15 protein-coding genes are annotated in these 24,723 nt (G+C 67.3%); 5 read left to right on the top strand and 10 right to left on the bottom strand.

Annotated elements, in window-relative coordinates; genetic code table 11:
* A partial coding sequence (locus NX774_RS06925) for a beta strand repeat-containing protein (RefSeq protein WP_258821412.1) occupies positions 1-3,273 on the bottom strand: 3,273 nt, incomplete at its 3' end.
* Positions 3,274-3,445: 172 nt separating this feature from the next.
* Here NX774_RS06925 and dnaE point away from each other — a divergent pair.
* On the top strand, positions 3,446-6,940 hold the full coding sequence (dnaE, locus tag NX774_RS06920; protein WP_258821411.1) for a DNA polymerase III subunit alpha: 3,495 nt from the start codon (positions 3,446-3,448) through the stop codon (positions 6,938-6,940).
* An 84-nt stretch (positions 6,941-7,024) separates the two neighbouring features.
* On the opposite strand, the gene NX774_RS23370 is transcribed toward dnaE, so the two are convergent.
* The 6 genes from NX774_RS23370 to NX774_RS06880 form a co-directional block, all read right to left on the bottom strand.
* The gene (locus tag NX774_RS23370) at positions 7,025-9,151 is read right to left on the bottom strand and encodes a DUF4214 domain-containing protein (protein WP_307731111.1); all 2,127 of its coding nucleotides are present in this window, start codon (positions 9,149-9,151) and stop codon (positions 7,025-7,027) included.
* Positions 9,152-9,250: 99 nt separating this feature from the next.
* On the bottom strand, positions 9,251-11,326 hold the full coding sequence (locus tag NX774_RS06900) for a hybrid sensor histidine kinase/response regulator (protein WP_258821410.1): 2,076 nt from the start codon (positions 11,324-11,326) through the stop codon (positions 9,251-9,253).
* Between the two features lie 181 nt (positions 11,327-11,507).
* On the bottom strand, positions 11,508-12,596 hold the full coding sequence (locus NX774_RS06895; RefSeq protein ID WP_258821409.1) for a glycosyltransferase family 2 protein: 1,089 nt from the start codon (positions 12,594-12,596) through the stop codon (positions 11,508-11,510).
* Positions 12,597-12,747: 151 nt separating this feature from the next.
* Positions 12,748-13,818 carry a glycosyltransferase family 2 protein gene (locus NX774_RS06890; RefSeq protein ID WP_258821408.1) on the bottom strand — a complete coding sequence of 357 codons (1,071 nt, stop codon included), beginning with the start codon at positions 13,816-13,818 and terminating at the stop codon, positions 12,748-12,750.
* Positions 13,802-14,656, bottom strand: a complete 855-nt coding sequence (locus NX774_RS06885) for a glycosyltransferase family 2 protein (protein WP_258821407.1) — start codon at positions 14,654-14,656, stop codon at positions 13,802-13,804. The genes NX774_RS06890 and NX774_RS06885 overlap by 17 nt, the downstream gene beginning before the upstream one ends.
* A gap of 52 nt (positions 14,657-14,708) precedes the next feature.
* Positions 14,709-15,557, bottom strand: a complete 849-nt coding sequence (locus tag NX774_RS06880) for a glycosyltransferase family 2 protein (RefSeq protein WP_258821406.1) — start codon at positions 15,555-15,557, stop codon at positions 14,709-14,711.
* A gap of 47 nt (positions 15,558-15,604) precedes the next feature.
* Here NX774_RS06880 and NX774_RS06875 point away from each other — a divergent pair, with 47 nt between their 5' ends.
* From NX774_RS06875 to waaF, 3 genes are read left to right on the top strand one after another with little or no spacing between them, the layout of a single operon-like run.
* Positions 15,605-16,861 (top strand): O-antigen ligase family protein, encoded by a 1,257-nt coding sequence (locus NX774_RS06875; protein WP_258821405.1) that lies wholly within the window; start codon positions 15,605-15,607, stop codon positions 16,859-16,861.
* Positions 16,862-16,916: 55 nt separating this feature from the next.
* The gene (gene msbA / locus NX774_RS06870; protein WP_258821457.1) at positions 16,917-18,581 is read left to right on the top strand and encodes a lipid A export permease/ATP-binding protein MsbA; all 1,665 of its coding nucleotides are present in this window, start codon (positions 16,917-16,919) and stop codon (positions 18,579-18,581) included.
* Positions 18,578-19,615 carry a lipopolysaccharide heptosyltransferase II gene (waaF, locus tag NX774_RS06865; RefSeq protein ID WP_258821404.1) on the top strand — a complete coding sequence of 346 codons (1,038 nt, stop codon included), beginning with the start codon at positions 18,578-18,580 and terminating at the stop codon, positions 19,613-19,615. Before msbA ends, waaF begins: the two co-directional genes overlap by 4 nt.
* Before the next feature lie 84 nt (positions 19,616-19,699).
* On the opposite strand, the gene NX774_RS06860 is transcribed toward waaF, so the two are convergent.
* Positions 19,700-20,650 (bottom strand): DUF535 family protein, encoded by a 951-nt coding sequence (locus NX774_RS06860; protein ID WP_258821403.1) that lies wholly within the window; start codon positions 20,648-20,650, stop codon positions 19,700-19,702.
* Positions 20,651-20,912: 262 nt separating this feature from the next.
* Positions 20,913-23,162, bottom strand: a complete 2,250-nt coding sequence (locus NX774_RS06855) for a family 1 glycosylhydrolase (RefSeq protein ID WP_258821402.1) — start codon at positions 23,160-23,162, stop codon at positions 20,913-20,915.
* 207 nt (positions 23,163-23,369) lie between these two features.
* Here NX774_RS06855 and NX774_RS06850 point away from each other — a divergent pair, with 207 nt between their 5' ends.
* The gene (locus tag NX774_RS06850) at positions 23,370-23,606 is read left to right on the top strand and encodes a hypothetical protein (RefSeq protein ID WP_258821401.1); all 237 of its coding nucleotides are present in this window, start codon (positions 23,370-23,372) and stop codon (positions 23,604-23,606) included.
* On the opposite strand, the gene NX774_RS06845 is transcribed toward NX774_RS06850, so the two are convergent.
* The gene (locus NX774_RS06845; RefSeq protein ID WP_258821400.1) at positions 23,603-24,682 is read right to left on the bottom strand and encodes a substrate-binding domain-containing protein; all 1,080 of its coding nucleotides are present in this window, start codon (positions 24,680-24,682) and stop codon (positions 23,603-23,605) included. The genes NX774_RS06850 and NX774_RS06845 overlap by 4 nt on opposite strands.
* Positions 24,683-24,723: the final 41 nt, after the last annotated feature.

The following is a 24,723-nucleotide window of genomic DNA, read 5'->3' as shown; positions in this document are numbered from 1 at the left end:
GGTGCCGTCGCGGGTGATGCCGTCGCTGGCGTTGGCGCCGCCGTCGCTGTGCAGCGCGAACGAAGGCGCGGCGGCACTGGTGTCGACGGTGATGGCCGCGGCGTTCGATGCCGCACTGCTCAGGTTGCCGGCAACGTCGGTCTGGCGCACCTGCACGGCGCCCGCGCTGTAGCTGCCGCCGGCCAGCGTGAAGCTGGTGCCGCTGCCGGCCGTCCAGTGCGCGCCGCTGTCCAGGCTGTACTCCCAGCTTGCGACATCCCCGGCCAGCGTCACGTTGATGGTGCCGTCCTTGGTGATGCCGTCGCTGTTGCTGGTTCCGGTGTCGGCGGCCAGCGCCATCGAGGGCGCCGCGACCGAATTGTCCACCGTGTAGCCCTGGTTGGCGCCGGTCGGGGTGGTGCTGCCAAGCGCATTACCGGCGCCGTCGGCCACGTTGTTGCCGGCGCTGATCGCCAGGCCTACTGTGCCGTTGAGCGATGCCAAGTCGCCGCCCGACACCGTGACCGTGTAGCTGTTGCCCCCCGACGAAGAGACCGACGATACCGTGGCTGTGGTGCCGCTGACCGAAAAGTCGCTCGCATCCACGCCGCTTACCGCCTCGCTGAACTGTACCTGGAACACCAGCGTGTCGGCGTTGGTCGTCGCGCCGGCGGGCGTGTCACGTGTGATCGAGGTGATGGTGGGCGCCTGGGTGTCGCCGGTGATGCTGAGCACGTTGCTGGCCACATTGACCTGGCTGGCCGCATCGGTGAAAGCGCCGGCGGCGATCTGGATGGTGGCGTTGAGCGACTGCGCGGCCGTCGGCGTGAAATCGGCGGTATAGATTTTCGGATCGCCGGAATCGAGCACGAGCGAGCTGATCGTGCCACCCGTGGCGGTGATGTCGGCGGCACTGAAACCGGTGGGCGCGCTGTTGAACGTGAACGTGATGGTCGCGTGCTGGCCCGCCGTGAGCGAGGTGGGGCTGGCGCTGATGGTGACGGTCGGCGGCGTCGAGTTGGTGGTGAAGTTCAGCGTGGTGTTGTCGGTGATGCCGGCGAACGCGTTGCCAGCCAGGTCGGTGACCGCCCCGCTGTCGATCTTGATCGCGTAGGTCTTCCCGTAGTCGAGCAACGCCGTCGGGTTGATGGTCAGCGTGCTGGCCGAAATGCTGACCTTGCCATCCGTGGTGCCCTGCGCCGTCGTGACATCGAAGGTGTCGACCACGGTGTTGGCCGCCACGTCGACGAGGTAGATTTTGCCGGTGCCGAACTTGACAGCTTCGCTGAACACGATCGTCGGCGACATGGTGGTCAGCACGCCGGTGGCATCGTCGGCCGGCGTGGAGCTCGACAGCGTGGGCGGCGTGCCGTCCGTGCCGGTCATCGAGAACGCGTAAGAGGCCGAGGTGCCGCCGTCGCCGTCGTTCAGCACCAGGGTGAAGTCGCGCTGCCCGGTAGTGGCGGCAGTGTAGGTCAGATACTTCAGCAGCCAGGTGACTCTGGCCGGCGTGGCATTCGCATTGAAATCGATGTGCAGCACGCCGCCGGAGGCAGCCACCGTCCCGATCTGCATGAAAATGGTGCCGTTGCCGCTGACGTCCACGTACACCGCTTCGCCGGCGCTGAGGCGGCCGTCGCCGCCGCCCGCGACTTTGGTGGGATCGGCCACGAAGTAGCCGTCGTTGGTCCCGCTGGTCAGGTTGATCTGCAGGTAGCCGCCGGCCAGGTTGGCGGAGTCCACGTCGGTCACGCTGACGGCCGCCGGGGCGATGTTGTCGCTGGCGGTGTCGCTGATCCCGGCCTTGAAGGTGCCGCTAAAGCCGGCCAGGTTGGCGATCAGCGGCAGGTCGTTCACGCCGGTGAGGTTGACGGTCAGGGTGGCCGTGCCGCTGCCGGAGGCGTTGCTCGCCGTGACCGTGAAGCTGTCGCTGGCATTGGCCGCCAGCGCATTGACCGCCGCGCTGTTCGGCTCGTACGTGTAGTGGCCGGTGGAACTTTGCAGGTACAAGGTGCCGTAGCTGCCCGCTTTCGACACGTCGTAGGTGACGGCGCCGATCGTCTTCGAAATGCCGGTGGTGCCACCCTGGATGCCGCGGCTGGTGATCGTCGTGCCGGACGTGATGGTCAGCGTGGCGTCGGCGCTGGCGGTGAACGTGTCGTTGGCGCTGGTATCGGTGAAGCTGATCGCGGCGGGCGTGGTGATGCTGGGCGGGGACGGGGTCAGGTAGGTCGAGCCGAACGCTTCGACTGCCTTGATGTCGTATTGCGTGCCTGTGGGCGTGTAGTTGTCGACCCACAGCGCCTTGCTGTCGGGCGTCGCGACCATCTGGCCGAATTCGCCTGCACCTTTTGTAAAGCTATCAACAACGGTGCCCGTTTTGGTGGCGATGACCCAATTTGTTGAGGAGCCCCAACTGATGGTTGAGGAGCCGTTCGGATAGTCGCCAATGAGAAAATTACCGTTCGGCAGAACACTGACGACCGGCGTATAGCTGGAGGTATAGGTTCCGATGGCGACCGGCGTTCCGGCGCCCCCGGCAAGGTTCATCTTGCTGGCATAGACCTGGTTGCTGGCGCCACTGTAGATGAACCAGTAATCGGTACCGTCGTAGGTCACCGTGCCTTTGTTTAACACATTGGCGAAGGTGGCGAGCAGCGTTTCCGTTCCCGAGCTTGAGACATACTTCACCTGTGTACCGTCGGCCGTCGCGCCGGTAGCAGGGGTCGCATACATGAAGCCGCCGCTGGGGTCGCCGGCAACGGGGACCCTGGTGTTGACGGCCGGGGCCAGGAGCTGTTTTGCCGTCTGGCCAGCGATTGGCGTGCCGTTCTGGCTGTAGTGCGTATAGTAAGATCTTTGCGTGCCATCGTCGAACCAGGTGACAATGAATGAGCCGTCACTCACCCCGCTTACCTCGTAATAGCGATAATTGCCGAGGTTGGTGGGCGCGAGGATGGTCGAGCCTTGGCTGTCAATGATCGTGACCGATGCCGCCGTGTATGCCGGATTGGCGTCGTCGCCATCGTCGACCACGATCGCAATCCGGTTCGTCCCCGCCGCCGCCACGTGAAGCGCCGAGCTGGAGGGCACACCTGACAGCGAGCTCAGCGTAACCGGGGCGGTCACCGTGCCGCCCGGTTTGACAACCGAGAGGTAGTACTGCGCTGCGCCGTATTTGCCCCAGACCACGGCCACGCCCGAGCCGTCGCCCAATATGGCCGTTCCCCAGACGATAGTGTCAAGACTCGAGTCAGTTTCGATGTTGATGGTGTTACCGAGAGGTGTGCTCATGGCGGCGATAGTCAAATGAAGAGGAAAGGTACCCGAATCGCATAAATCGCGTTCTGGATCAATGGCTTACGACTATAGCTGCACCGGTGCAACAACTGCAAGTTGTTGTCGCGAAATAACTGCATCAAGCGATGGCCTCCGGTAAGGTCCTCGTCCAAGGTAAAATGCGCGGATGACTTCCCCGACCTTCACCCACCTGCGCGTCCACACCGAATACTCGATCGTTGACGGCTTGGTACGTCTCGACGACCTGGTGGCCGCCGCCGTCAAGGACCAGCAGCCGGCGCTGGCGGTGACGGACCTGGCCAACATGTTCTGCATGGTGCGGTTCTACAAGGCCGCGCGCGGCAAGGGGGTCAAGCCCGTGGTCGGGGTCGATGCCTGGATCACCAACGACGAGAACCGCGACAAGCCGTCGCGCCTGCTCATCCTGGCCAAGAACCGCACCGGCTACCTGCAGCTGTGCGAGCTGCTGTCCAAGGCCTGGCTGACCAACCAGTACAAGGGCCGCGCCGAGATCCGCGTCGAATGGCTGGAGGCGCTGGCCACCAGCAAATCGACGCTGGAGCCGGACGTGGACCAGGCCAACGCGCTGATCGTGATCTCGGGCGCGCACTTCGGCGACATCGGCCAGGCCATCGACAACGGCGACCTGGACAAGGCCGAGCGCTGCGCGCAGCGCTGGGCGGCGATCTTCCCGAACCACTTCTACATCGAGATCCAGCGCGCCGGCCAGCCCAACCAGGAGCAGCAGGTGCGCCAGAGCGTGGCGCTGGCGTCCCGCCTGGGCCTGCCCGTGGTGGCCACCCACCCGGTCCAGTTCATCAACAAGGACGAGTTCATCGCGCACGAGGCGCGCGTGTGCATTGCGGAAGGCGAGATGCTCGCCAACGCCAAACGGGTGCGCCGCTTCAACGAAGAGATGTGCTTCAAGTCGCAGGCGGAGATGGCCGAGCTGTTCGCCGACCTGCCCGGGTCGCTGGCCAACTCGGTCGAGATCGCCAAGCGCTGCAACGTGGAGCTGGTGCTGGGCAAGCCGCAGCTGCCGAACTTCCCGACCCCGGGCATGACCATCGACGAGTACCTGGTCGCGGAAACGAAGAAGGGCCTGGAGATGCGGCTGGAGCAGCTGTTCCCCGACCCGGCGCAGCGCGAGAAGGAGCGTCCGCGCTACGAACAGCGCCTGGCGTACGAGAACGAGATCATCATCAAGATGAAGTTCCCGGGCTACTTCCTGATCGTGGCGGAGTTCATCCAGTGGGGCAAGAACAACGGCGTGCCGATCGGCCCGGGCCGCGGCTCGGGCGCGGGCTCGCTGGTGGCGTACTGCCTGAAGATCACCGACCTCGACCCGCTGCGCTACAACCTGCTGTTCGAGCGCTTCCTGAACCCGGAACGGGTGTCGATGCCTGACTTCGACATCGACTTTTGCCAGGAAAAGCGCGAACTGGTGATCCAGCACGTGAAGGACCTGTACGGCCGCGACGCGGTGTCGCAGATCGCCACCTTCGGCACCATGGCCGCCAAGGGCGCGATCCGCGACGTCGGCCGCGTGCTCGACTTCGGCTACAACTTCTGCGACGGCATCTCCAAGCTGATCCCGTTCAAGCCGGGCAAGCAGGTCTCGATCGCCGAGGCGATCGAAGAAGAGCCGATGCTCAAGGAGCGGCTGGAAAACGAGGAAGAGGTCAAGCAGCTGCTCGACCTGGCGCAGCAGGTCGAAGGCATCACCCGCAACATCGGCATGCACGCCGGCGGCGTGCTGATCGCCCCGGGCAAGCTCACCGACTTCTGCCCGCTGTACACGCAGTCGGGCGACACCGGCGTGGTGTCGCAGTACGACAAGGACGACGTGGAGGCCGTGGGCCTGGTCAAGTTCGACTTCCTGGGCCTGACCACGCTCACCATCCTCGACCGCGCGGTCAACTACATCAAGGCGCTCGACCCGGCGCAGGCCGACTTCGACCTGTCCAAGGTGCCGCTGGACGACAAGCCGTCGTACAAGCTGCTCACCGACGCCAAGACGGTCGCGATCTTCCAGCTTGAATCGCGCGGCATGCAGGGCATGCTGAAAGACGCGCGGCCCGACCGCTTCGAGGACATCATCGCGCTGGTGGCGCTGTACCGCCCGGGCCCGATGGACCTGATCCCCGACTTCTGCAAGCGCAAGCACGGCGAAAAATTCGACTACCCCGACCCCCGCACCGAGGGCATCCTGTCCGAGACCTACGGCATCATGGTCTATCAGGAGCAGGTGATGCAGATGGCGCAGATCATCGGCGGCTACACGCTCGGCGGCGCGGACATGCTGCGCCGCGCGATGGGCAAGAAGAAGGCCGAGGAGATGGCCGAGCACCGCGCGATCTTCCGCAAGGGCGCGGCCGAGGGCGGCCTGACGACCGAGAAGGCCGACGAGATCTTCGACCTGATGGAGAAGTTCGCGGGCTACGGCTTCAACAAGTCGCACGCGGCCGCGTACGCGCTGCTGTCGTACCACACGGCCTACCTCAAGGTGCACCACACCGCCGCGTTCATGGCAGCCAACATGTCGCTGGCCATGGAAGACACCGACAAGATCAAAATCCTGGTCGAGGACTCGATCGACGTATGCGGCCTGACCATCCTGCCGCCGGACGTGAACGAATCGCAGTTCCGCTTCACGCCGGAAGGCCCGCCGCAGTCGGTGACGGGCAAGCAGGTCAGGCAGATCCGCTACGGCCTCGGTGGCGTGAAGGGCGCGGGGCAGGGCGCGATCGAGGCGATCATCGCGGCGCGCCAGGAAGGCGGCAAGTTCAAGGACCTGTTCGACTTCTGCAAGCGCGTGGACCGCAAGCAGATCAACCGCCGCACCATCGAGGCGCTGATCCGCGCCGGCGCCATGGACTGCTTCGGCGTGGACCGCGCCGTGCTGCTGGCCTCGGTCGCGTTCGCGGTCGAGGTGGCGGACCAGGCGGCGGCATCGGCCAACCAGGTCAGCCTGTTCGGCGGCGACGACAGCGACCTGGTGGCGCCGCCCGAGTACGTGAAGGCCACGCCCTGGACCGACCGCCAGAAGCTGTCCGAGGAAAAGATCGCGCTGGGCTACTACCTGTCCGGCCACATGTTCGACTCGTACGAAGCCGAGGTGCGGCGCTTTGCCAAGACCAAGCTGTCTTCGCTGGAACCGTCGCGCGAGCCGCGCATGCTGTGCGGTGTGATCACGGGCCTGCGCACCCAGATGACCCAGCGCGGCAAGATCCTCATCGTCACGCTCGACGACAAGACCGCGGTGCTCGAGGTGACGGTGTACGGCGAGCTGTTCGAACAGTACAAGAACATCTTCAAGGAAGACGAATTCCTGCTGGTGGTGGGCAAGGTGTCGGAGGACCGCTTCAATGGCGGGCTGCGCATCACGGCCGAGAAGGTATACGACATCGCGGCGGCGCGCATCCAGTACGGGCACAAGCTCGAAATGGAGATCGACTGCGGCGTGGACCGGGACAAGCTGGCCGAGGTGCTGCAGCCGTACCGGGTGCAGGACGGGCTGCCGGTCAGCCTGCGCATCAGGCCGCAGGGCATCGAGTGCGTGCTGCAGCTGGGCGACGAATGGCGCGTGGCGCCGTCCGACGTGCTGACGCAGGCGCTGCAGCTGACGCTGGGCGCGAAGGACGTCGCGGTCGAGTATTGAGGACGGCAGTGCCAGCGTGGTTTGAACGCGTGGGCAGGAAACCTGCCCACCCTACGGACAACGTTTGCGCTGGCGCGCGCGTGCCTACCCGTAGAACGGCGTGAAGGCGATCCCGTGTTCGATCTGTCCGGTCACCTGCGCCTGGTTCTCGGGGCTCTCGCTGACTCGTGCCAGCACGTCGCCCTCGCTGACGCCGGCGTGCATCGCCTTGGCCCAGAAATCGACACCGTCCTGGTCCGGCGCGCGGTGCAGGACATTGCGGTAGAGCGTGTCGAGGAATGACTCGGGTGAGCGCGTGGCGCCGTACATTTTGGTGAATTCGTCGTTCTGTGTGAACGCGGTCGCCACGTCCACCAGCGACATGCCCTTGTCCATCTGCGCGATCCAGTAGCCCAGCCCGGCGACGTCGGGCTGGCGGTTGAACGCCGCCGCGTACAGGCGGTAGGCTTGGGCGGCGGTCCCGTCCAGGTCCAGCGCCAGCGCGCCGTCGCTGAACAGGATGCGTTCGATCCCAACCAGCGTGTCGGTGCCGACGGCGCCCGTCTTGTCGGCCACCGTCCAGCCTTCGGCGCTGCGCGTGACCGTGAAACCTGCGCTGCTGGCCAGGTACAGCGCCATGTCGCGCCCGGCGCCGCCGTCGAGCCGGTCGTCGCCGGCCCCGCCGCCGAGCAGGTCGTCGCCAGTCCCGCCCCTGAGCTGGTCGTTGCCATCGCCGCCGGCCAGCGTGTCGTTCCCGGCGCCGCCCTCGATCTGGTTGGCGGCCCCGTTGCCGACGATGACGTCATTGCCGGCGCCCCCGATCGCGTTCTCGATCACGCTGCTGAAATTGATCGTCACCTGCCCGGGATCGGAAATCAGCGTGCCCCGTTCGCCCACGTAGCTCCAGTAGCCCGGCTCCAGGTATAGCTGCATCGGTTTGGTCTGGCCGGATCCGTCCAGCGTGTCGATGCCGCCGCCGTCGCCGATCATCAGGCTCTGCTTGTCGCTCACGGTCCAGCGCGTGTCGCCCGCCGCCGCGGCGCTCGACGGTCCGTACAGGAACTGCAGCGCGGCGATGTCGAGCGGGCTGTAGGTGGACGCGTCCGCCTTTTCGCCGGTGTAGCTCATCACCGAAGAGACCACGTTGTCTTCGGCGGCCGGCAGGTAGGGGCCTTCGCCGACGTGGCCGAGCGAGTCGGGAGCGCCGAACGGGTGCTTCAGGCCCAGCGCATGGCCCAGTTCGTGCAGCGCCACCGCGAAGAAGTCCTGGCCGCCGTCGGCGCCCGGATGTTGCGCGTTGCCCCGATCGTTGGACGCCAGCAGCAGCACGCAGTGGGTGTCATCGTGGTGCTCGTAGCCGCCGCTCTTGTCCTGGTGGTTGTTGCCGAACACGATGGTGTAGCCGCTGGTGCTCGCGGCGTCAGTGGTCTGGACGAAATGCACGCCGACCACCGACTCGACGTAGGCCAGCATCTTCTTGGTGTACGCGACCTGGTCGTCGGTGAACGGGGTAAAGCCGTCCTGGTCGGTGGCGTCGAAATAGCTGGCTGGCGCCTGTGCAAAGCAATACTTGATGGTGCCGGTGGTGGCGATCGACACGGCCAGGTTGATATCGTTGCCGAAGGTGAGCGCGTCGATCCAGTAGGGCAGCTTTTCCACGTTGGCCGCCCAGGTCCAGTTTTCCACGCTCGGGTCGGTCTTGTACCAGTCGACATAGATGATGCCGCTGTCCTGGCCCGCCGAGTCGTAGACCCGGTCGTAGAGGCTGCGCACGATATACGTGTCGTCGCCGGCGCCGCCGTACATGCGGTTCACCCCGCTGCCGCCGTCGAGGGTGTCGTTGCCGTCGCCGGCGTCGAGCAGGTCGTTACCGTCGCCGCCCGCAAGCTTGTCGTCGCCGCCGAAGCCGCGCAGGGTGTCGTTGCCGGCGCCACCCACCAGGCCGTCCACGCCCGCGCCGCCGATCAGCATGTCGCTGCCGGCCCCGCCATCGAGATAGTCGCCGTCCGGGTCGTCCACCCACGCCTGGGTGGCGTTGTCCCACACATGGCCGCCGTCGAGCCAGTCGTCGCCGTTGCCGCCGTAGATGAGATCGTGGCCGCCATTGCCCACGATCGTGTCGTTGCCGTCGTTGCCGTAGATTTGTTCTGCGGCCGCGCTGCCCTTCATGTTGTCGTCGTTGGCGCTGCCGTCAATGCGCGGCAGCGGCGTGCCGCTTGCGTGGATGCTCATGCAGTTTCCCTAGGGCCCGGACCGGAGATCCGGTTTATTGTTATTTCCGTAGGGCAATATTACTGCACATCTTATCAATAAGCAAACTAACGACCCGATCTAACGCCGCGACACCAGCGCGCGCACGCGCGCCAGCAGCGCATTCATGGCAAACGGTTTGACCAGCAGCTCCATCTGCGGCGGCAGCGGCTCGTTCTTCATCACCGTGCCCTCCGCATACCCGGTCACCAGCAGCACCGGCAACTGCGGCCAATGCGCGCGCGCGATGTCGGCCAGCTGGCGCCCGTTCATCCCGCCGGGAAGGCCGATGTCGGTGACCAGCAAGTCCGGCGCCAGGCCCGCGTGCAGCTGCCGCAGCGCGGCGTGCGCGTCGGCGGCCAGCGCCACCGTGTAGCCGTGCATGCCCAGCACTTCGGCCATCACCGCGCGGATGTTCTCCTCGTCGTCCACCACCATCACCACGCCCTTGCCTTGCCCGCCATCGGGGGCGGCGTCCGGATGGCGCGGCTGGGTTTCCTGGTCGCCGGCCACGTGGCGCGGCAGCGTCAGCCGCACCGTGGTGCCCAGCCCGGCCTCGGAGCTGATGCGCACGTGCCCGTGCGACTGGGTGGCAAAGCCGTACACCATCGACAGCCCGAGCCCGGTGCCGCGGCCGAGCGGCTTGGTGGTGAAGAACGGGTCGAACGCGCGCGCCAGCACGTCCGGCGTCATGCCGCTGCCGTTGTCGCTCACGCTGATGGCCACGTGCTCGCCCGCGCGCAGGCCCGGGTGATGCGCCGCGGCCGCTTCGTCCAGCACCACGTTGCTGGTCTCGATCAGGAGCAGCCCGCCGTCGGGCATCGCGTCGCGCGCGTTGTTGGCCAGGTTGAGCAGGGCGCTTTCGAGCTGGTTGGGATCGCAGAAGGTGGTCCAGAGCGACGTTGCCAGCCTGGTTTCGAGCTTGATCGACGGCCCGGCGGTGTGCGTGACCAGGTCCATCATCGAGGCGACCAGCGTGTTCACGTCGGTCGGCTTGGGGTCGAGCGCCTGGCGCCGCGAGAACGCCAGCAGGCGGTGGGTGAGCGCCGCCGCGCGCTGGGTGGCGCCCAGCGCGGTGTCGATGCGCTCGCCCAGGTCGGCGGTCTGGCCCAGCCTGAGCTTGAGCTTCATGAGCTCCAGGTGGCCCGCCACCCCGGCCAGCATGTTGTTGAAGTCGTGCGCCAGGCCGCCGGTGAGCTGGCCCACCGCCTCCATCTTCTGCGACTGGCGCAGCGCGTCCTCGGCCTGGCGCAGCGCCTCGCGCTGCTGCCTTTCGGCGGTGATGTCGCGCGCCACGCCGTACAGCAGTTCGCCTTCGGGCACGATGGTCCACGACACCCAGCGGTGCGAGCCGTCCTTGTGCATCACGCGGTTCTCGTAGCGCACCAGCGGCGTGCCGCCGGCCAGCACCTGCATGTGCTGCGCCACGTCCTGCTTGTCGTCGGGGTGGACCAGGTCCATGAACGGCACGCTGGTCGCCTCGTGCTCGCTCCAGCCGAAGGTGTCACTGAATGCCGGGTTGACCGTCAGGAAGCGCCCGGTGGCCAGCGAAGCGGCCGCCATCACGTCCTGCGAAATGCGCCATAAGCGGTCGCGGTCGGCCGCGTGCGCCGCCGCCTGGTGCGCCAGGCGCTCGTTCAGGTGGCGCAGCGCATCCTCCTTTTCCTGCAGCTCGGCGATCGCCTGCACCTTGGCGGTGGTCTCGATCACCGTGCACAGGATGCCGCCGACACTGCCGTCGTCCGCGCGCACCGGGCTGTACGAGAAGGTGTAGTAGGTTTGCTCGCGGTAGCCGTGCCGCTCCAGGATGAGCGGCAGGTCCTCGAAATAGCTGGCTTCGCCGGCCAGCGCGCGCGCCACGATCGGCCCGATCGTGTCCCAGGCCTCGGGCCAGACCTCGCGCAGCGGCCGGCCGAGCGCGCATTTCTCGCCCAGCAGCGGCTGGTAGGCGTCGTTGTGCAGGATGGTGAACTCGGGCCCCCAGCCTAGGTAGCAGGGGAATTTCGAGTTGAGCACCAGCGACAGCGCGCTGCGCAGCGATCCCGGCCAGCCGTCGATCGGACCCAGCGGCGAATGCGACCAGTCGTGGGCACGGATGCGCGCACCCATGTTTCCCCCGCCGGTCAGGAACCCCAGGCCTGGCTTCACAGCTTCCATCTGCACCCGCCTTGCGAAATGTACCCGTATTGCATTGTAACCACGCGTTGCTGGCTTTTGCTGCTTTTTGCTCTTCAGTTAAGGCTGGCGTTGCAGAGAAAACACGGCGCGGAAGCAATGTTGCGCCGGGAAAATCAACCCAGTATGGGTATTTTGGGCGGGAGCGGGCGCACGATTGCGGCTAGGCCGCCGCCATGCGCTGCCACAGCTTGATGCGGCGGCTGGCGGCCCTGGCCAGTGCGAAGCCGAGGCTGTCGCCCAGGGCCAGGCGCACCTGGCGCGCCACCGCGCGCTCGCGCGCCGGGTCGGGCCAGGGCAGCGTGCCGCTGGCCATGGCGTCCAGCACCTGGCCAGGTGCGTGGAACAGGCTGTCGAGGAAGATCTCCTTGACCTGCCTGCGCGCCGCGCGCCCCTGGGCCCAGGGCAGCTGGTAGGAGTTCTTGACGATGCCGATGTAGAAATGGCAGGCCGCCGCGTCGATGAAAAGGCGCAGCGCCTGGCTGGCGCCGCGCTCGGCAAAGGTCGATTTCACCTGGCGCAGCGCCAGCGCGAAATCGAGGCACCACGCGGGCGAGATCGCGCGGGTCAGGCTGGCCGCATGCTGGCGGTAGGCGACGGCCGGCAGCGGCAGGTGGACCATGGTGGCGCATTCGGACAGCAGCCGCGACAGCACGGCCACGTCCTCGTACGCGCGCCCCGGCGGGAACACCGGCTGCGGCAGGCCCGCGTAGATGGCGCGCCGTATCACATGGGCCCAGACGTACATGTGGCGATGGGCGAAGAAGGGCGAGAGGATGGCGTCGCGGCCGGTCACGCTCTGCCCTGGCGCATAGCCCAGCGCGACGCGGCGCGTCTTGCGCTCCTTGTGCGGGTGCCACATCAGGAAGTCCCACGCGACCACGTCGGGATGGTGGTGCGCGATGGCCCGGTCCAGCGCGGCCAGCGCGCCGGGCAGCAGCAGGTCGTCCGCGTCCAAGAAACAGAGGTAGGTGCCACGCGCCTCCAGCAGGCCGCGGTTGCGTGCCGCCGCCACGCCGCCGTTCGGCTGGCGCACCAGGCGCGCGCGCAGGCCGGGGCGCTCGTCGAACACGGCCTGCGCGCGTTCGGCCGTGCGGTCGCGTGAGCCGTCGTCCACCAGCACCAGTTCGTGCGCCGCCGTCATCTGCGGCACGATCGACTGCAGGCAGGCTGCCACCAGGTCCTGCGCGTTGTACGCCGGTACGACGATCGAAACGGCCGGGCTGCCGCGCGATGCCAGCTGTGCCTGCATATGCGTACCCCCTTGCGCCGCCACGGCGCCCTCCGATAGCGGCCGATTGTAGGGGGACGCCCGGCGCGTGCGGCCGGCCTGGATCAAGGCGCGCGGCGCGGGTTGCGGGGAACGGACGGCGTCGTGGCGGGCGGCGCCGGCGGCAGGCGCTTCAGGCGGCGAGCGCGCGCTGCCACTGCTTCAGGCGGCGGCTGAGTGTCTTGCCCAGGCTGAAGGCCACGCTGCCGGAGAGCGCCTTGCGCGCCTGCAGCGCAGCCGCGCGGTCGGCCTTGCGGTCGCGGCTTGGCAGCGTGCCGCGCTCCATCGCGTCCAGCACTTGCTCCACTGGATGGAACAGCGCGTCCGCGAACAGGCGCCCGGCATGATGTCGCGCGGCGGTCCCTTCGCGCCAGGACAGCTGGAACGAGGCCTTGATCATGCCGATGAAAAAATGGCAGGCGCAGATGTCGATCTGCATGCGCAGCGCGGGGCTGGCCGGCCGCTGCTCGAACAGGTGCTTGACGTGCCGCAGGGCCAGCACATAGTCCTCGCACCAGGACGGCGACACCGCGTTCTTCAGGCTGGCCGGATGCTGGCGGTAATCCACCCCCGGCCGCGCCAGCCGGAACAGGCTGCGGCAGTCCGCCAGCAGGCCCGCCAGCGCGGCCACGTCCTCGTAGGAGCGCCCGGGCGGGAATACCGGCTGCGCCTGCTGTTGGTAGATCGTACGCCGGAACACGTGCGCCCACACATAGGTATGGCGGTCGGTGAAATAGGTGGCCAGGATCGCTTCGCGCTCGCAGGTAAGGGTGTCGGGCGCATGGCCCATCGTGACCGGATAGCTCTTGCGTGGATTGTCGGGCCGCCACATGTTGAAGTCGAACACGATCACGTCCGGCGCGTGCGCGGCGATCACGGCGCCCACGTCGGCCAGCAGGCCCGGCAGCAGGATGTCGTCGGCGTCGAGGAACAGCAGGTAGTCGCCGGCCGCCTCAAGCAGGCCGCGGTTGCGCGCACCGGCAATGCCCTGGTTAGGCTGGCGCACCACGCGCAGGCGCGCGTTCGGATACTGCGGCGCCAGCCCTTCGACCAGGGCGGCGGTGTTGTCGCGCGAGCCGTCGTCGATCACCACCAGCTCGTGCGCCGGGGTCATCTGCTGCAAAACCGGCGCCAGGCACGACTCGATGAAGGGCGCGGCGTTGTAGGCGGGGACGACGATCGACAGTTCAGGCGTGGCTGGCATATTCCGGGTCGTCCAGCTCCTGGTGGTCGCGCAGCCCGCGCTCCGCTTGCGTGGTCTTGTTGGCGGCGCGCTCGAGCACCACGCGGCGGTTGCTGGACTCCTGGTCGCGCTTGGCCTCGCGGTGCCACAAGTGGAACACCTCGGTGGCGAACGCGCCGTCCTTGCGCATCACGCCGGCGTGGTACAGGCGCACCACCAGGTCGGCATCCTCGTGGCCCCAGCCGGTGAAACTCTCGTCGAAGCCGTTGATGCGCTCGAGGTCGTCGCGCCAGACGCCCATGTTGCAGCCCTTGATGCGGCGGAACGAGAAGCGCGCTTTTTCGCGCCCGATGTCGGGCAGGGTCCACAGCAGCTGGGCCAGCTTGTTCGCTTCGCCCGACAGGCGCATGCGCAGCTTGTCGAACAGCCCCAGCGACTGCAGGTCGAGCTGGCCGGCCAGCGCGCGCTCGCTGGCCGACGGGTTGAGCAGGATGCGGCTGCCGGTGACCATGAAGCCGCGCCGCGCCAGCTTGCGGTGCTGGGCGACGAAATGGCGTTGCGGGACGCAGTCGCCGTCCACCAGCAGCACGTAGTCGCCGCTGGAGGCGCGAATGCCGCGGTTGCGCGACATCGCCAGCCGGTAGCCGATGTCCGGCTGCCATACGTGCTTGATCGGCACTGGCGAGCGCTCGCGCAGGCGCTCGATGCAGTCGCGGGTGGCCTCGCGCGAGCCGTCATCGGCGATGACGATCTCGAAATCCATATCCGTTTGCGAGAAAAACCCTTCCACCGCGGCCTGCAGCGCCTCGGGCCAGTTGTAGGTGCTGATGACAACCGATAGTGTTGGACGTTTGGTCATGCTCTTGTTGTAGTTATTGTTGTGATGATGATTCGACTACTTTCCGTGCTTGCTATGTTACCGGACCTGCCTGGCTGTGTCGCAGGTGCTCGCGCAGCCCCTTTTCGGCCTGCGTGATCTTGCGCGAGGCGCGCTCGAGCACCACGCGGCGGTTGCTGGCGGCCTGGTCGCGCTGCGCTTCGGGGTGCCACAGGTGGAACACTTCGGTGGCAAACGCGCCATCCTTGCGCTTGACCCCCGCGTGGAACAGGCGCACCACCAGGTCGGCGTCTTCGTGGCCCCAGCCCTGGAAGCTTTCGTCAAAGCCGTTGACCCGTTCCAGGTCGGCACGCCAGACGCCCAGGTTGCACGACTTGATCCGCCGCCAGGTGAAGCGGCGCCGCACGCGCAGCACGTCGGGCCAGCGCACCAGCAGCTGCAGCACCTTGTTCAGGTGGCCGGCGAAACGGTAGCGCAGCTTGGCGCCCAGGCCCAGCGTGGGCAGGGAGATATGGTCGCGCAGCACCTGCGCGGTCAGCTCCTTGCTGAGCAAGATCCGGCTGCCGGACACCATGAAGCCCGGCTCGGCCAGTGCGCGGTGGCGCGCGATGAAGTCGCGCTGCGGGATGCAGTCGCCATCGAGGAACACGATGTACTGGCCGGTGGCGGCCAGCGTGCCGCGATTGCGCACCATGGCCGCGCGGAAGCCTTCGTCGGGCTGCCATACGTGCAGCAGCGGCACCGGCGAACGCGCGCGCAGCCGGTCGATGCACTCCCGCGTGTTGGCAGTCGAGCCGTCATCAGCGATAATGATTTCGAAGTTCTTGTCGTCCTGCGCGAAACAGCCCTCCAAGACGGCTTCGAGCGCATCCGGCCGGTCGTAGGTGGTAATAACGAGCGAAATAATCGGTGAGGGCTGCATGTGTCGCTGGAGTTGGTTGGGGTTAAGGATATCCTACAAGAATATGAATGAACAATAATTTGACAAAAGCTTACAAAGCGTCGCCCTTGTGGGTCGCCGCGCTTGCCTTCTCTCTTCCTTTCCTCAGTCTCATTACCCTGTCCGGCACCAGCGCAACCAGTTACCTGTTGCTGCTGTCGGCCTTGTTGTCGTTCAAGGAGTGCCGCGCCGCGCTCGCGCGCCACTGGCATGATACACGCCTGGTTGTAACGGCATTTCTGATTAATTTCGTATTTGTGTTGCTGTGCTTCGTGCTGCGGCCCGAGGCCAGCGCGAACCACCTCGAAAAGCCGCTGCGCATGCTGCTGGCGGTATCGGCGCTGGCGCTGGTGCTCGCGCGCCGGCCGTCGCGCCAGGCGCTGTGGTGGGGCGCCGTCGGCGGGGCGCTGGCCTGCCTGCCGTTTGTGGCCTACCAGCGCTTCGACCTGGCCCAGGAGCGGCCTGGTGGCCTGATCAATGCGATCACCTTTGGCGACCTGGCGCTGCTGCTGGGGCTATTGTCGCTTGTCGCGGCGATCGACCTGCGCCACTCGCGCGCGCGCGCCGCGCTGGCGGCGCTGGGCGCGCTGGCCGGGCTGCTGGCTTCGCTCCTGACCGGCACCCGCGGCGGCCTGCTCGCGCTGGTGCCGGCGGCGGTGATTTTCTACGTGCTGTCGCGCCATGAACGCGGCGTCGGCCAGCGCGTGCGCCTGGGCCTGCTGGCCGGGACCGTTTTGCTGGCGGGGGCGTACTTCGTGCCCGCGCTCGGACTGGAGGGGCGCATGGCCGAAGGGCTGGCCGACGTGCGCGCATGGGACGGCGGCGGGAACAAGGTGACCAACGTCGGTATCCGGCTCGAATTGTGGAAGGGCGCGATAATGCTGATCCGCGACCACCCGCTGTTCGGGATCGAACCGAACCTGATGAAGATGTACCTGGGCCGCTACGTGGCCGCGGGCGCGCTCGATCCGGTGGTGCTGACGATGCCGCACCTGCATAATGCGATCTTGCAGGCGCTGGCAACCGGCGGCATTCCGGGCCTGCTGGCATGGTTTGGCATGTTTGCCGCGCCGTTCGTGTACTTCGTGCGCGCGATCGGTGCGCGCGGCGCCGCGAGTGCGGCGTTCGCGCCGGCGCTGGCGGGCCTCCTGGTGGTCACCAGCTATTTCTGCTTTGGCCTGACCGAAGTGATTTTCTGGTCCATGAAGGCCTGCCTGTTCTACGCGCTGACGGTGTTCTTGCTGGTGGGGTTCTGCCAGCTTGCAAAGGAAGAAATTGGAAAATAGTGTCATCATCAAGCGCCTGTGGGCGTACATCAAGCCCTATCGCGTGCGCGGCCTCATGTCGATGCTCGCGATGGCGCTCACCGCGGCCACCCAGCCGCTGCTGGGCAAGGCCGTCGAACTGCTGATCGACCAGGGCTTCACGCAAAAGGTCCCGTTCAGCCTGTGGCTGATCCCGGCCGTGCTGATCTCGATCTTCGTGCTGCGCGGGATCGGCACCTTCGCCACCGCCTACCTGAACAACTGGGTCATCAGCCGCGTGCTCAACGACATGCGCGCGCACGTGTTCGAGCGCCTGCTGCGCCTGCCGGTGGCGCGCTTTCACGAGGAGTCGACCGGCCGCATCATCAATACCGTGGTGGGCGACGTGCGCCAGGTGGTGGACATGATCACCTCGGTATTCGTGGCCAGCATCCGCGATTCGCTGGTGGTGGTGGGCCTGATCGCGGGCCTGTTGTATTTGAACTGGAAGCTGACCCTGGTGGCGGTGGTGATCCTGCCGCTGACGGCCGCCATCGTGCGCACCACCACCGGCCGCCTGCGGCGCCTGAACCGCGACAACCAGCGCGTGACGGCCGAGATGACCCAGGTGGTGGAAGAGGCCGCGCGCGGCCACCAGGTGATCCGCGTGTTCGCCGGCGAAGCCTACGAGCGGCGCCGCTTCCACCAGCGCAGCGAGGCCCTGCGCGGCTTCTCGCAGCGCATGACCGTGGCCTTTGCGGCCACCGCGCCGGTCACCCAGATCGCCACCGCGGTCGCGCTGTCGGTGGTGATCGTGCTGGCGGTGCAGTCGCAGATGTCGGCTGGCGAGTTCACCAACTTCGTAACCATGATGCTCATGCTGCTCACGCCGATGAAAGCGCTGGCCGAGGTCAACGGCCCGATCCAGCGCGGCATTGCCGCCGCCGAAAGCGTGTTCGAGATGATCGACGCGCCGGTCGAGGAAGACACCGGCACCAGGGTGCTGGGCCGTGCCCGCGGCCACCTGCGGTTCGAGGGCGTGTCGTTCCGCTACCCCGGCGCGCACAACCCGGCGCTGACCAACATCACGCTCGACGTCCCGGCCGGCAAGACGGTGGCGCTGGTAGGCATTTCGGGCGGCGGCAAGTCCACCTTCGTGAACCTGGCCACCCGCTTCTACGACCCGGAAGCCGGCCGCATCGTGCTCGACGGTGTGCCGTATCCCGAGATCGCGCTGGCCAGCCTGCGCGAGCAACTGGCCATGGTGAGCCAGAACGTGGTGCTGTTCGATGACACCCTGGCCGCCAACGTGGCCTACGGCGCGCGCGAGGTGGACGAGGCGCGGCTGATGGCCGCGATCCGCGCCGCCCACCTGGCCGACGTGGTGGACAAGCTGCCCGAAGGCGTGCACACGATGATCGGCGAGAACGGCATGCGCCTGTCCGGCGGCCAGCGCCAGCGCGTGGCGATCGCCCGCGCGATCTACAAGGACGCACCGATCCTGATCCTGGACGAGGCCACCTCGGCGCTGGACAACGAGTCCGAGCGCGCGGTGCAGGCGGCGCTCGACACCCTCATGGCCGGCCGCACCACGATCGTCATCGCGCACCGCCTCTCGACCATCGAGCGCGCCGACCGCATCGTCGTGCTCGAGCACGGGCGGGTGGTGGAGCAGGGCACGCATGACGAGTTGCTGGCAGCCGGCGGCATGTACGCCAACCTGTACCGCCTGCAGTTCGCCGACACGGTGGCCGAGAAATGAGCGGCCGCACCCTCGTCATTTCGCCGAACTGGATCGGCGACGCGGTGATGGCGCAGCCGCTGCTGGCGCGCCTGAAGGCCCTGCATCCCGAGCGCCCGATCGACGTGCTGGCCCCGCCCGCGGTGGCCCCGGTGTGGCGCGCGGTGGCCGAGGTGGACACCGTGCTCGAGACGCCGTTCCGGCACCGCGCCCTGCAGCTGAAGGAACGCTGGAAGTACGCGCGCCTCTTGCGCGCGCGCGGCTACCTCGATGCCTATGTGCTGCCCAATACGATCAAGTACGCGCTGATTCCCTGGCTGGCCGGCATACCGCGCCGGGTCGGCTACAAGGGCGAGATGCGTTACGGCCTGCTGAACGTGATGCACCACGACGAGCAGCCGGCGCGCCCGATGATGCCGTTCTACGCGGCGCTGGCGCAGGACCCGTCGCTGCCGGCGCCAATGGATGTGGCGCGGCCGTCGATGCGGGTGGCGCCCGAACTGGTGAGTGCCGCGTGCGCGCGGCACGGCATCGACACCGGCAACAAGCTCGTGGTGTTCGCGCCGGGCGCCGAGTTCGGCCCGGCCAAGCGCTGGCCGCCGCGCTATTTCGGCGCGCTGGCGGAGAAAATCGTGCAGGCCGACCCGCAGGCCCGGGTCGCGCTGCTCGGTTCGCCCAAGGACCGGCCGACCTGCGACGAAGTGGTGGCAGCCGCCGGCGTGGCGGCGCCGAACATCCTGAACCTCGCGGGCGCGACCAAGCTGGACGAAGCGGCCGCGCTGATCGCGCAGTGCGATGCGGTGGTGACCAACGACTCCGGCCTGATGCACATTGCGTCCGGCCTGAACAAGCCGCTGGTGGCGCTGTACGGGCCAACCGATCCGCGACACACGCCGCCATCGTCCGAGTTCGCGCGCTGGATCTGGCTGCACATCGAGTGCGCGCCATGCCAGAAGCGGGAGTGCCCACTTGGGCACCACAACTGCATGGAGAAGCTCGGGCCCGACCTGGCCTGGCAGGAGCTCAGGCCGATGCTATCGGCAAGGGTTGCCTGAAAGGTAAGTAGGGTGGGCACTTGTGCCCACGCGTCCGTTTGAGGCGCGGTGTCCCCGCGTGGGCTCGAGAGCCCACCCTGCCGGCTAGCGCCGCTGTCCCCACAGCCGGTCATTCACGGCGGTAGCAAGGAAGGTCATGAGCTCATGGCGCTTTCTCGCCTCCGAGCGCTTCTTTGACGGGATTGCCTCCAGGTCGGGCGCCTGCAGCGGGGTGCAGGCGATGCGGTAGTCGCCGTCGGCCATGCGCTCGGCGCCCATCTCTTCCCAGGTCTGGTTGTAATCGGCCAGCACCCGGCCCTTGCGCATCGCGCAGCGCACCACGCGGTTTTCGTTCGACACCAGCATCATCTGCGCGCAGCCGAACCGGTGGCCGAGCTGGCGCACCAGCGTCACCAGGAGCTGCTTGGGGCGCATGCCGTGCAGCTCGCGCGTGGCCACGCGGATCGCGTCCTGGTTGCCGGCGCTCCGGCCGCCCTGCACGCAGCCGATGCTGACCGCGTGGCTCTCGCCGCGCCACGCAAAAGTGAACGCGGCCGCGTACACCAGCTCGTCGTCCTGGCACAGCTGCAGCACCAGTTCGCCTTCGCGTTCCAGGTTGGTGCCGACCGCGCGCAGCACCAGCTGGTAGCGGGTTCCGCTCTTGCCCTCGAACGCCACCAGCGGCACGCCCGAGTGGCTGGCCTGCACCAGCAGCGGCCCAAGGCCATGTTCGAACATGAACTGGTAGTGCGACGACAGCACCGCAATGCGCGCTTCCATCGGCAGGGTAGCGGTCAGGTAGGGACGGTAGATCTTGTACAGGAAGCGCGGCCAGTTGCGCACGTACTCGGAAAAGGCCGGGTGCGAGTTGAGCAGGCCGAGCCAGCGGCGCGTGTGCTGGTAATGGGCCAGCGACCGGACCTTCAGCTTGAGCAGCTCGCGCCAGTAGGGAACCGGCTTCAGTTCAGGCGACACGCCGGACCGGATCGTGATCGATGGCTGGGCGGTCGAGATCAGGTGTTCCGCCAGCCCGGGCTCCGCGGAATAGAGCCTCATCGGGCACGCTCTCGCAGCAAGGGAACACAGGGGGGCAGGGCGGGGCGCAACAGCGGCATTTCGACGGCACTTGTAAAGTTAGGTGAGCGCTAAGTAACGCTTTGTAACTTAGTGTATCAGAACGATTCACGCTGTAAATATTTTTTATATGAAACTTGAATATCCGGGTTGGAATAGTTCTTCCGTGCAATGATTTTGTAGCGCACATGCCACCATCCTGTCGCACGCGTGTCCTGGCGTGCGCCGGGACACGCGGCAACCCTTACTGGTTCGCGTAGCTTGCCGATTCGATCGTGTTGGCGCGTTCGGCCACTTCCTGGACGAACCGGGCCAGCGCGTCGTCCAGCGGCGGCAGCAGGGACGCCCGTTCGCTGGCCAGGGCGCTGTTCCCCGGACGCCGCGCCGGCTGGCCGAAGCTGTCCCACGGCCGCGCCGTGATGCCGGCCGGGTCCAGCCCTGCCGCGATTGCCGCGCGGCGCGCCAGCTCGGCCCAGCTCACCGCGTCGCCGTTTGACAGGTGCCAGATGCCGCGTTCGCGGTCCACCAGCAGGTCGAGCGTGGCGTTCACCAGGTCCGGCACGAAGGTCGGGCTGACGAACAGGTCGTCTGCCGCGGCGAATGGCTCTCCTGCATCCAGCGCGTTGAGCGCATGGGTCACGAAATTGTGCGCGTCCCACGGGCCGAAGAAGGCGCTGGAACGGATGACCAGGGCCTGCGGGTCGGCGTCCAGCACGCGGCGTTCGGCCTCGGCCTTGCTGCGGCCGTACACGTTCAGCGGCGCCACGAGGTCCGATTCGACATAGGGCGCGCCTTTCGCGCCGTCGAACACCAGGTCGCTGGAGAAGGTCACGAAGCGCAGCGCATGGCGCATGCACGCCAGCGCGAGCACGGTCGGGCCATGCGTGTTCTCGCGCATGCAGCGCGCCGCATCCTGCTCGGCCTCGTCCACGCGCACGTAGCCGCCGGCGTTGATGACGGCCCACGGCTTGAAGCGCGCGATCGCCGCCTCCACCGAGGCCGGGTCGGCCATGTCCATCTCCTGCCGCGTGAGCACGTGGCAGGCCAGGCTGCGCTGTTCGCAGATGCGCGCAAACGCCGAGCCCAGCGTGCCGGTGGCGCCGGTGATCAGGATCGGCTGCACCGCCTGCGACCTGGCCTGGCTGCGCAGCGCGATGTCGGCCACCGCGGTGCTGGTGGCGACCGGCTTGCACAGGAAGCGGCCGGGCCGGCGCCACCAGCCCTGGCCCTGCAGCACCGGGTTGGACAGCGGCCGGTTGGTGGCCAGCTCGCGCATCATGGTGGCCACCGCGGTCGGGCGCGGCGCGGGGCCGCGTACGTCGAACGGGCCGGGCTCGTAGTAGCCCCTGCATTCGGTGACCAGGCAGTTCCAGTCGAACGAGCCAAGGAGCGCCCACACCGTCACCGCGCGCACGTCGACGCCGCCATCGCGCAGCCGCGTGGCCGCGTTCCAGATTTCGAGCAGCCAGCGCAGCTGGTCCTCGCGGTTGGCGTCGATGTGCGCCTCGGTCACCGCCAGCGGCAGGCCGTAGCGTTCCCACGCCTCCTGCATCAGCGGCCCGATGCCGGGTGTGGGCGTGGCCAGCGCGCGCGGGGTCTCGATGTCGGCGTGGTGGATGCCGCGGTAGGTGTGGCGGTGCTGCGGCGGATAGCGCTCGGGCCGGTGGTCGATCCAGCGCTCGCTGGTGACGTAGTAGTTCACGCCGATGATGTCGGGCGGGCAGGTGTTATCGCGGAACCAGAGCAGTTCGGTTTCGCCCGCGCCCGATTCGCGCAGGTAGTTCCACAGCGCGTGGCCGGGCTCCACTTTCCCGCACAGCAGGTCCCAGGCCAGCCAGCGGCGCTCGTTGTAGAACTCGGCCAGCGCCGCCATTTCGGGCGTGCCGTAGGTCTTGGACAGGTCGTCGGTCTGCACCAGCCTGGCGTTGGGATTGACTTCGCGGATCGCGCGCATCGACAGCACCACGGCGCGGCACTGGTTCAGGAGCGCGCGCACGAAGGTCTGTTCGCTGGAACCGTGCGGGTACCACACACCGCTCAGGCCCGAGAAGCGCGCCGTGGTCAGCGGTTCGTTGACCGGCGTGTAGTAGTCGACCCAGGGATAGCGGCGCGCCACCGCGCCCGCGTACTCGGCCAGCTGCTCGGCAAAGCGGGGATCGATGAGGCTGGTGTGGCGCGGGCCGCTGCCGTGGTGGACCAGGCCCACGATCGGCGCGACGCCCAGGTCGCGCAGGGCGGGCAGGCGCTCGTCCGGCCAGCTCCAGTCGGCCTTGTCGATGCCGTCGGGCGCGGTGCGTTCCCACAGCACGGGGTAGCGGATGGCCTGGATGCCGAGGGAAGCGAAGCGCTCGATGTCCTGCAGGCGGTCGGCGTGGCCGTTGCGTTCCATTTGGCTGAAATAATTGTCGCGCACTCGGTTGACCGTGCACTCGAGTCCGCCCCACAGCGCCAGTTGCGCTGCGGTTGACGGGTGACTATTGGTGCTCAGGTTCATGGGGTTCCCTGCGTTGTTGTGACGAGGGTATAGCCTAGACGGCAGGCAAGGACGGCCTGTGTGGGTTGGCGCACACAACGAGGAAGTTTCGGACAAGTCCTACGTGTTCTCGTTCTTTCAATTAATTCGCTGTGACGCGTGTTCGATGTGCGGCTTGGACTTGCGGTCGCAATCGTGGAACAATCGGCGCAACGGGAGAGCAATGCAATGTACATGGTGTACTGGACGATCGTGAACGGCGAAGAGCACGTGCCGCACGAACGCATTTTCGACACGGCCGACATGGTCGCGGCCATGCGCTTCATGGAAGAGCTGCGCCGCCGCCAGCGCGCAGGCGAGGGCGTGCGTTTCATCACCATGTGCTCCGAGCATCCGGACGTGGTGGGCCATCCGGGCGTGGACGTCACCGGACCGGAATACGACTGGAAGAAGCGGCGCCGCTAGGGGCGCAGGGCGGGGAAGGCTTGGTGCAGCGATGCCGTCCTGCCGGTGTCGATGGCGGCATAGCCGGGCAGGGCATCGACCATCGCGTGGTACATGCTGTCCTGTAGCAGTTCCACCAGCTGGCGCATCAGCGGCTCGGCCAGCGCGTCGGTGCGCAGCGCAAAGAAGTAGCGCTCGCGCGCCAATGGAATGAAGTCGAGCCCGAAGCGCGCCGCGGCCGGGCGCACGCCCAGCCCCACGTCGCCCATGCCGCTGGCAATGTAGGCCGCCACCGCAGAGTGCGTGAACTCGGCGCTGTTGTAGCCGTTGATGCTGTCGGGCGCGATGCCGGCATCGTCCAGCATCATCTCCAGCAGCATGCGCGTGCCCGAGCCCGACTGCCGGTTCACGAAGCGCACCCCGTCCCGCGCCAGGTCGGCCAGCCCCTGCACGCCCAGCGGGTTGCCGCGCGCGACCATCAGGCCCTGCTCGCGGTGCGCGATGTGCACCAGCATGTGCTGTTCCGGGTCGAGCCAGCGCAGGTAGCGCGCCAGGGTGGGCGCTTCGAATTTGCCTTCCGGGGTGTGAAAGCCCGCCAGGTCGCATTCGCGCCGCGCCAGCGCGGCCAGCGCGTCCGAGCAGGTGCGGTAGCGCAGCTCCACCGGCACCTCGATGCGGTTCAGGTAGCCGGTCAGCGCGGCCACCGCAAAGCCATGGCTGGCGTCCATGCGCAGCGTGCGCAGCCCGCCTTGCGTCAGCCTGGGCAGCTCGCTTTCCAGTTCGGACGCCAGGCTCTCCAGCGTCGGCGACAGGCGCGCGGCGATGCGGTGGTCGGCCCACACCAGCTTTTGCGACAGCGGCGTGAGCGTGGTGCCGCGCCCGCGGCCGCTGTCGATCAGCTTTTCGCCAAACAGCCGCTCCGCCTCGCGCAGCAGCCCCCAGGCATAGCGGTACGATAACCCGACCGCCTTGGCCGCGTGCGCGATCGAGCCGCTGTCGTGGATCGACAGCAGCAGTCCAAGCAGCGCCGCGGTGTCGAGCGGGGGCTCGGAATGGAAGCTGATCTCCCAGTGCGGACGGATGTGGACTCTGAGCATATGCACAAAATAGCTTATTTTTTGTTGATATGCATCATGCT

The organism is Massilia agilis, from assembly GCF_024756255.1.
GTDB classification, from domain to species: domain Bacteria; phylum Pseudomonadota; class Gammaproteobacteria; order Burkholderiales; family Burkholderiaceae_D; genus Telluria; species Telluria agilis.
Note: the sequence above shows the minus strand (reverse complement) of the source record. Positions and strands in the feature narration are given on the sequence as shown.

Coding starts and splice junctions, on each gene's coding strand:
- dnaE (WP_258821411.1), top strand. CDS start 3,446: ATGACTTCCCCGACCTTCACCCACCTGCGCGTCCACACCGAATACTCG.
- waaF (WP_258821404.1), top strand. CDS start 18,578: ATGAGCGGCCGCACCCTCGTCATTTCGCCGAACTGGATCGGCGACGCG.
- NX774_RS06845 (WP_258821400.1), bottom strand. CDS start 24,682: ATGCTCAGAGTCCACATCCGTCCGCACTGGGAGATCAGCTTCCATTCC.
- NX774_RS06850 (WP_258821401.1), top strand. CDS start 23,370: ATGTACATGGTGTACTGGACGATCGTGAACGGCGAAGAGCACGTGCCG.
- NX774_RS23370 (WP_307731111.1), bottom strand. CDS start 9,151: ATGAGCATCCACGCAAGCGGCACGCCGCTGCCGCGCATTGACGGCAGC.
- NX774_RS06895 (WP_258821409.1), bottom strand. CDS start 12,596: ATGCAGGCACAGCTGGCATCGCGCGGCAGCCCGGCCGTTTCGATCGTC.
- NX774_RS06900 (WP_258821410.1), bottom strand. CDS start 11,326: ATGGAAGCTGTGAAGCCAGGCCTGGGGTTCCTGACCGGCGGGGGAAAC.
- msbA (WP_258821457.1), top strand. CDS start 16,917: ATGTCGATGCTCGCGATGGCGCTCACCGCGGCCACCCAGCCGCTGCTG.
- NX774_RS06860 (WP_258821403.1), bottom strand. CDS start 20,650: ATGAGGCTCTATTCCGCGGAGCCCGGGCTGGCGGAACACCTGATCTCG.
- NX774_RS06875 (WP_258821405.1), top strand. CDS start 15,605: ATGAACAATAATTTGACAAAAGCTTACAAAGCGTCGCCCTTGTGGGTC.
- NX774_RS06885 (WP_258821407.1), bottom strand. CDS start 14,656: ATGACCAAACGTCCAACACTATCGGTTGTCATCAGCACCTACAACTGG.
- NX774_RS06855 (WP_258821402.1), bottom strand. CDS start 23,162: ATGAACCTGAGCACCAATAGTCACCCGTCAACCGCAGCGCAACTGGCG.
- NX774_RS06880 (WP_258821406.1), bottom strand. CDS start 15,557: ATGCAGCCCTCACCGATTATTTCGCTCGTTATTACCACCTACGACCGG.
- NX774_RS06890 (WP_258821408.1), bottom strand. CDS start 13,818: ATGCCAGCCACGCCTGAACTGTCGATCGTCGTCCCCGCCTACAACGCC.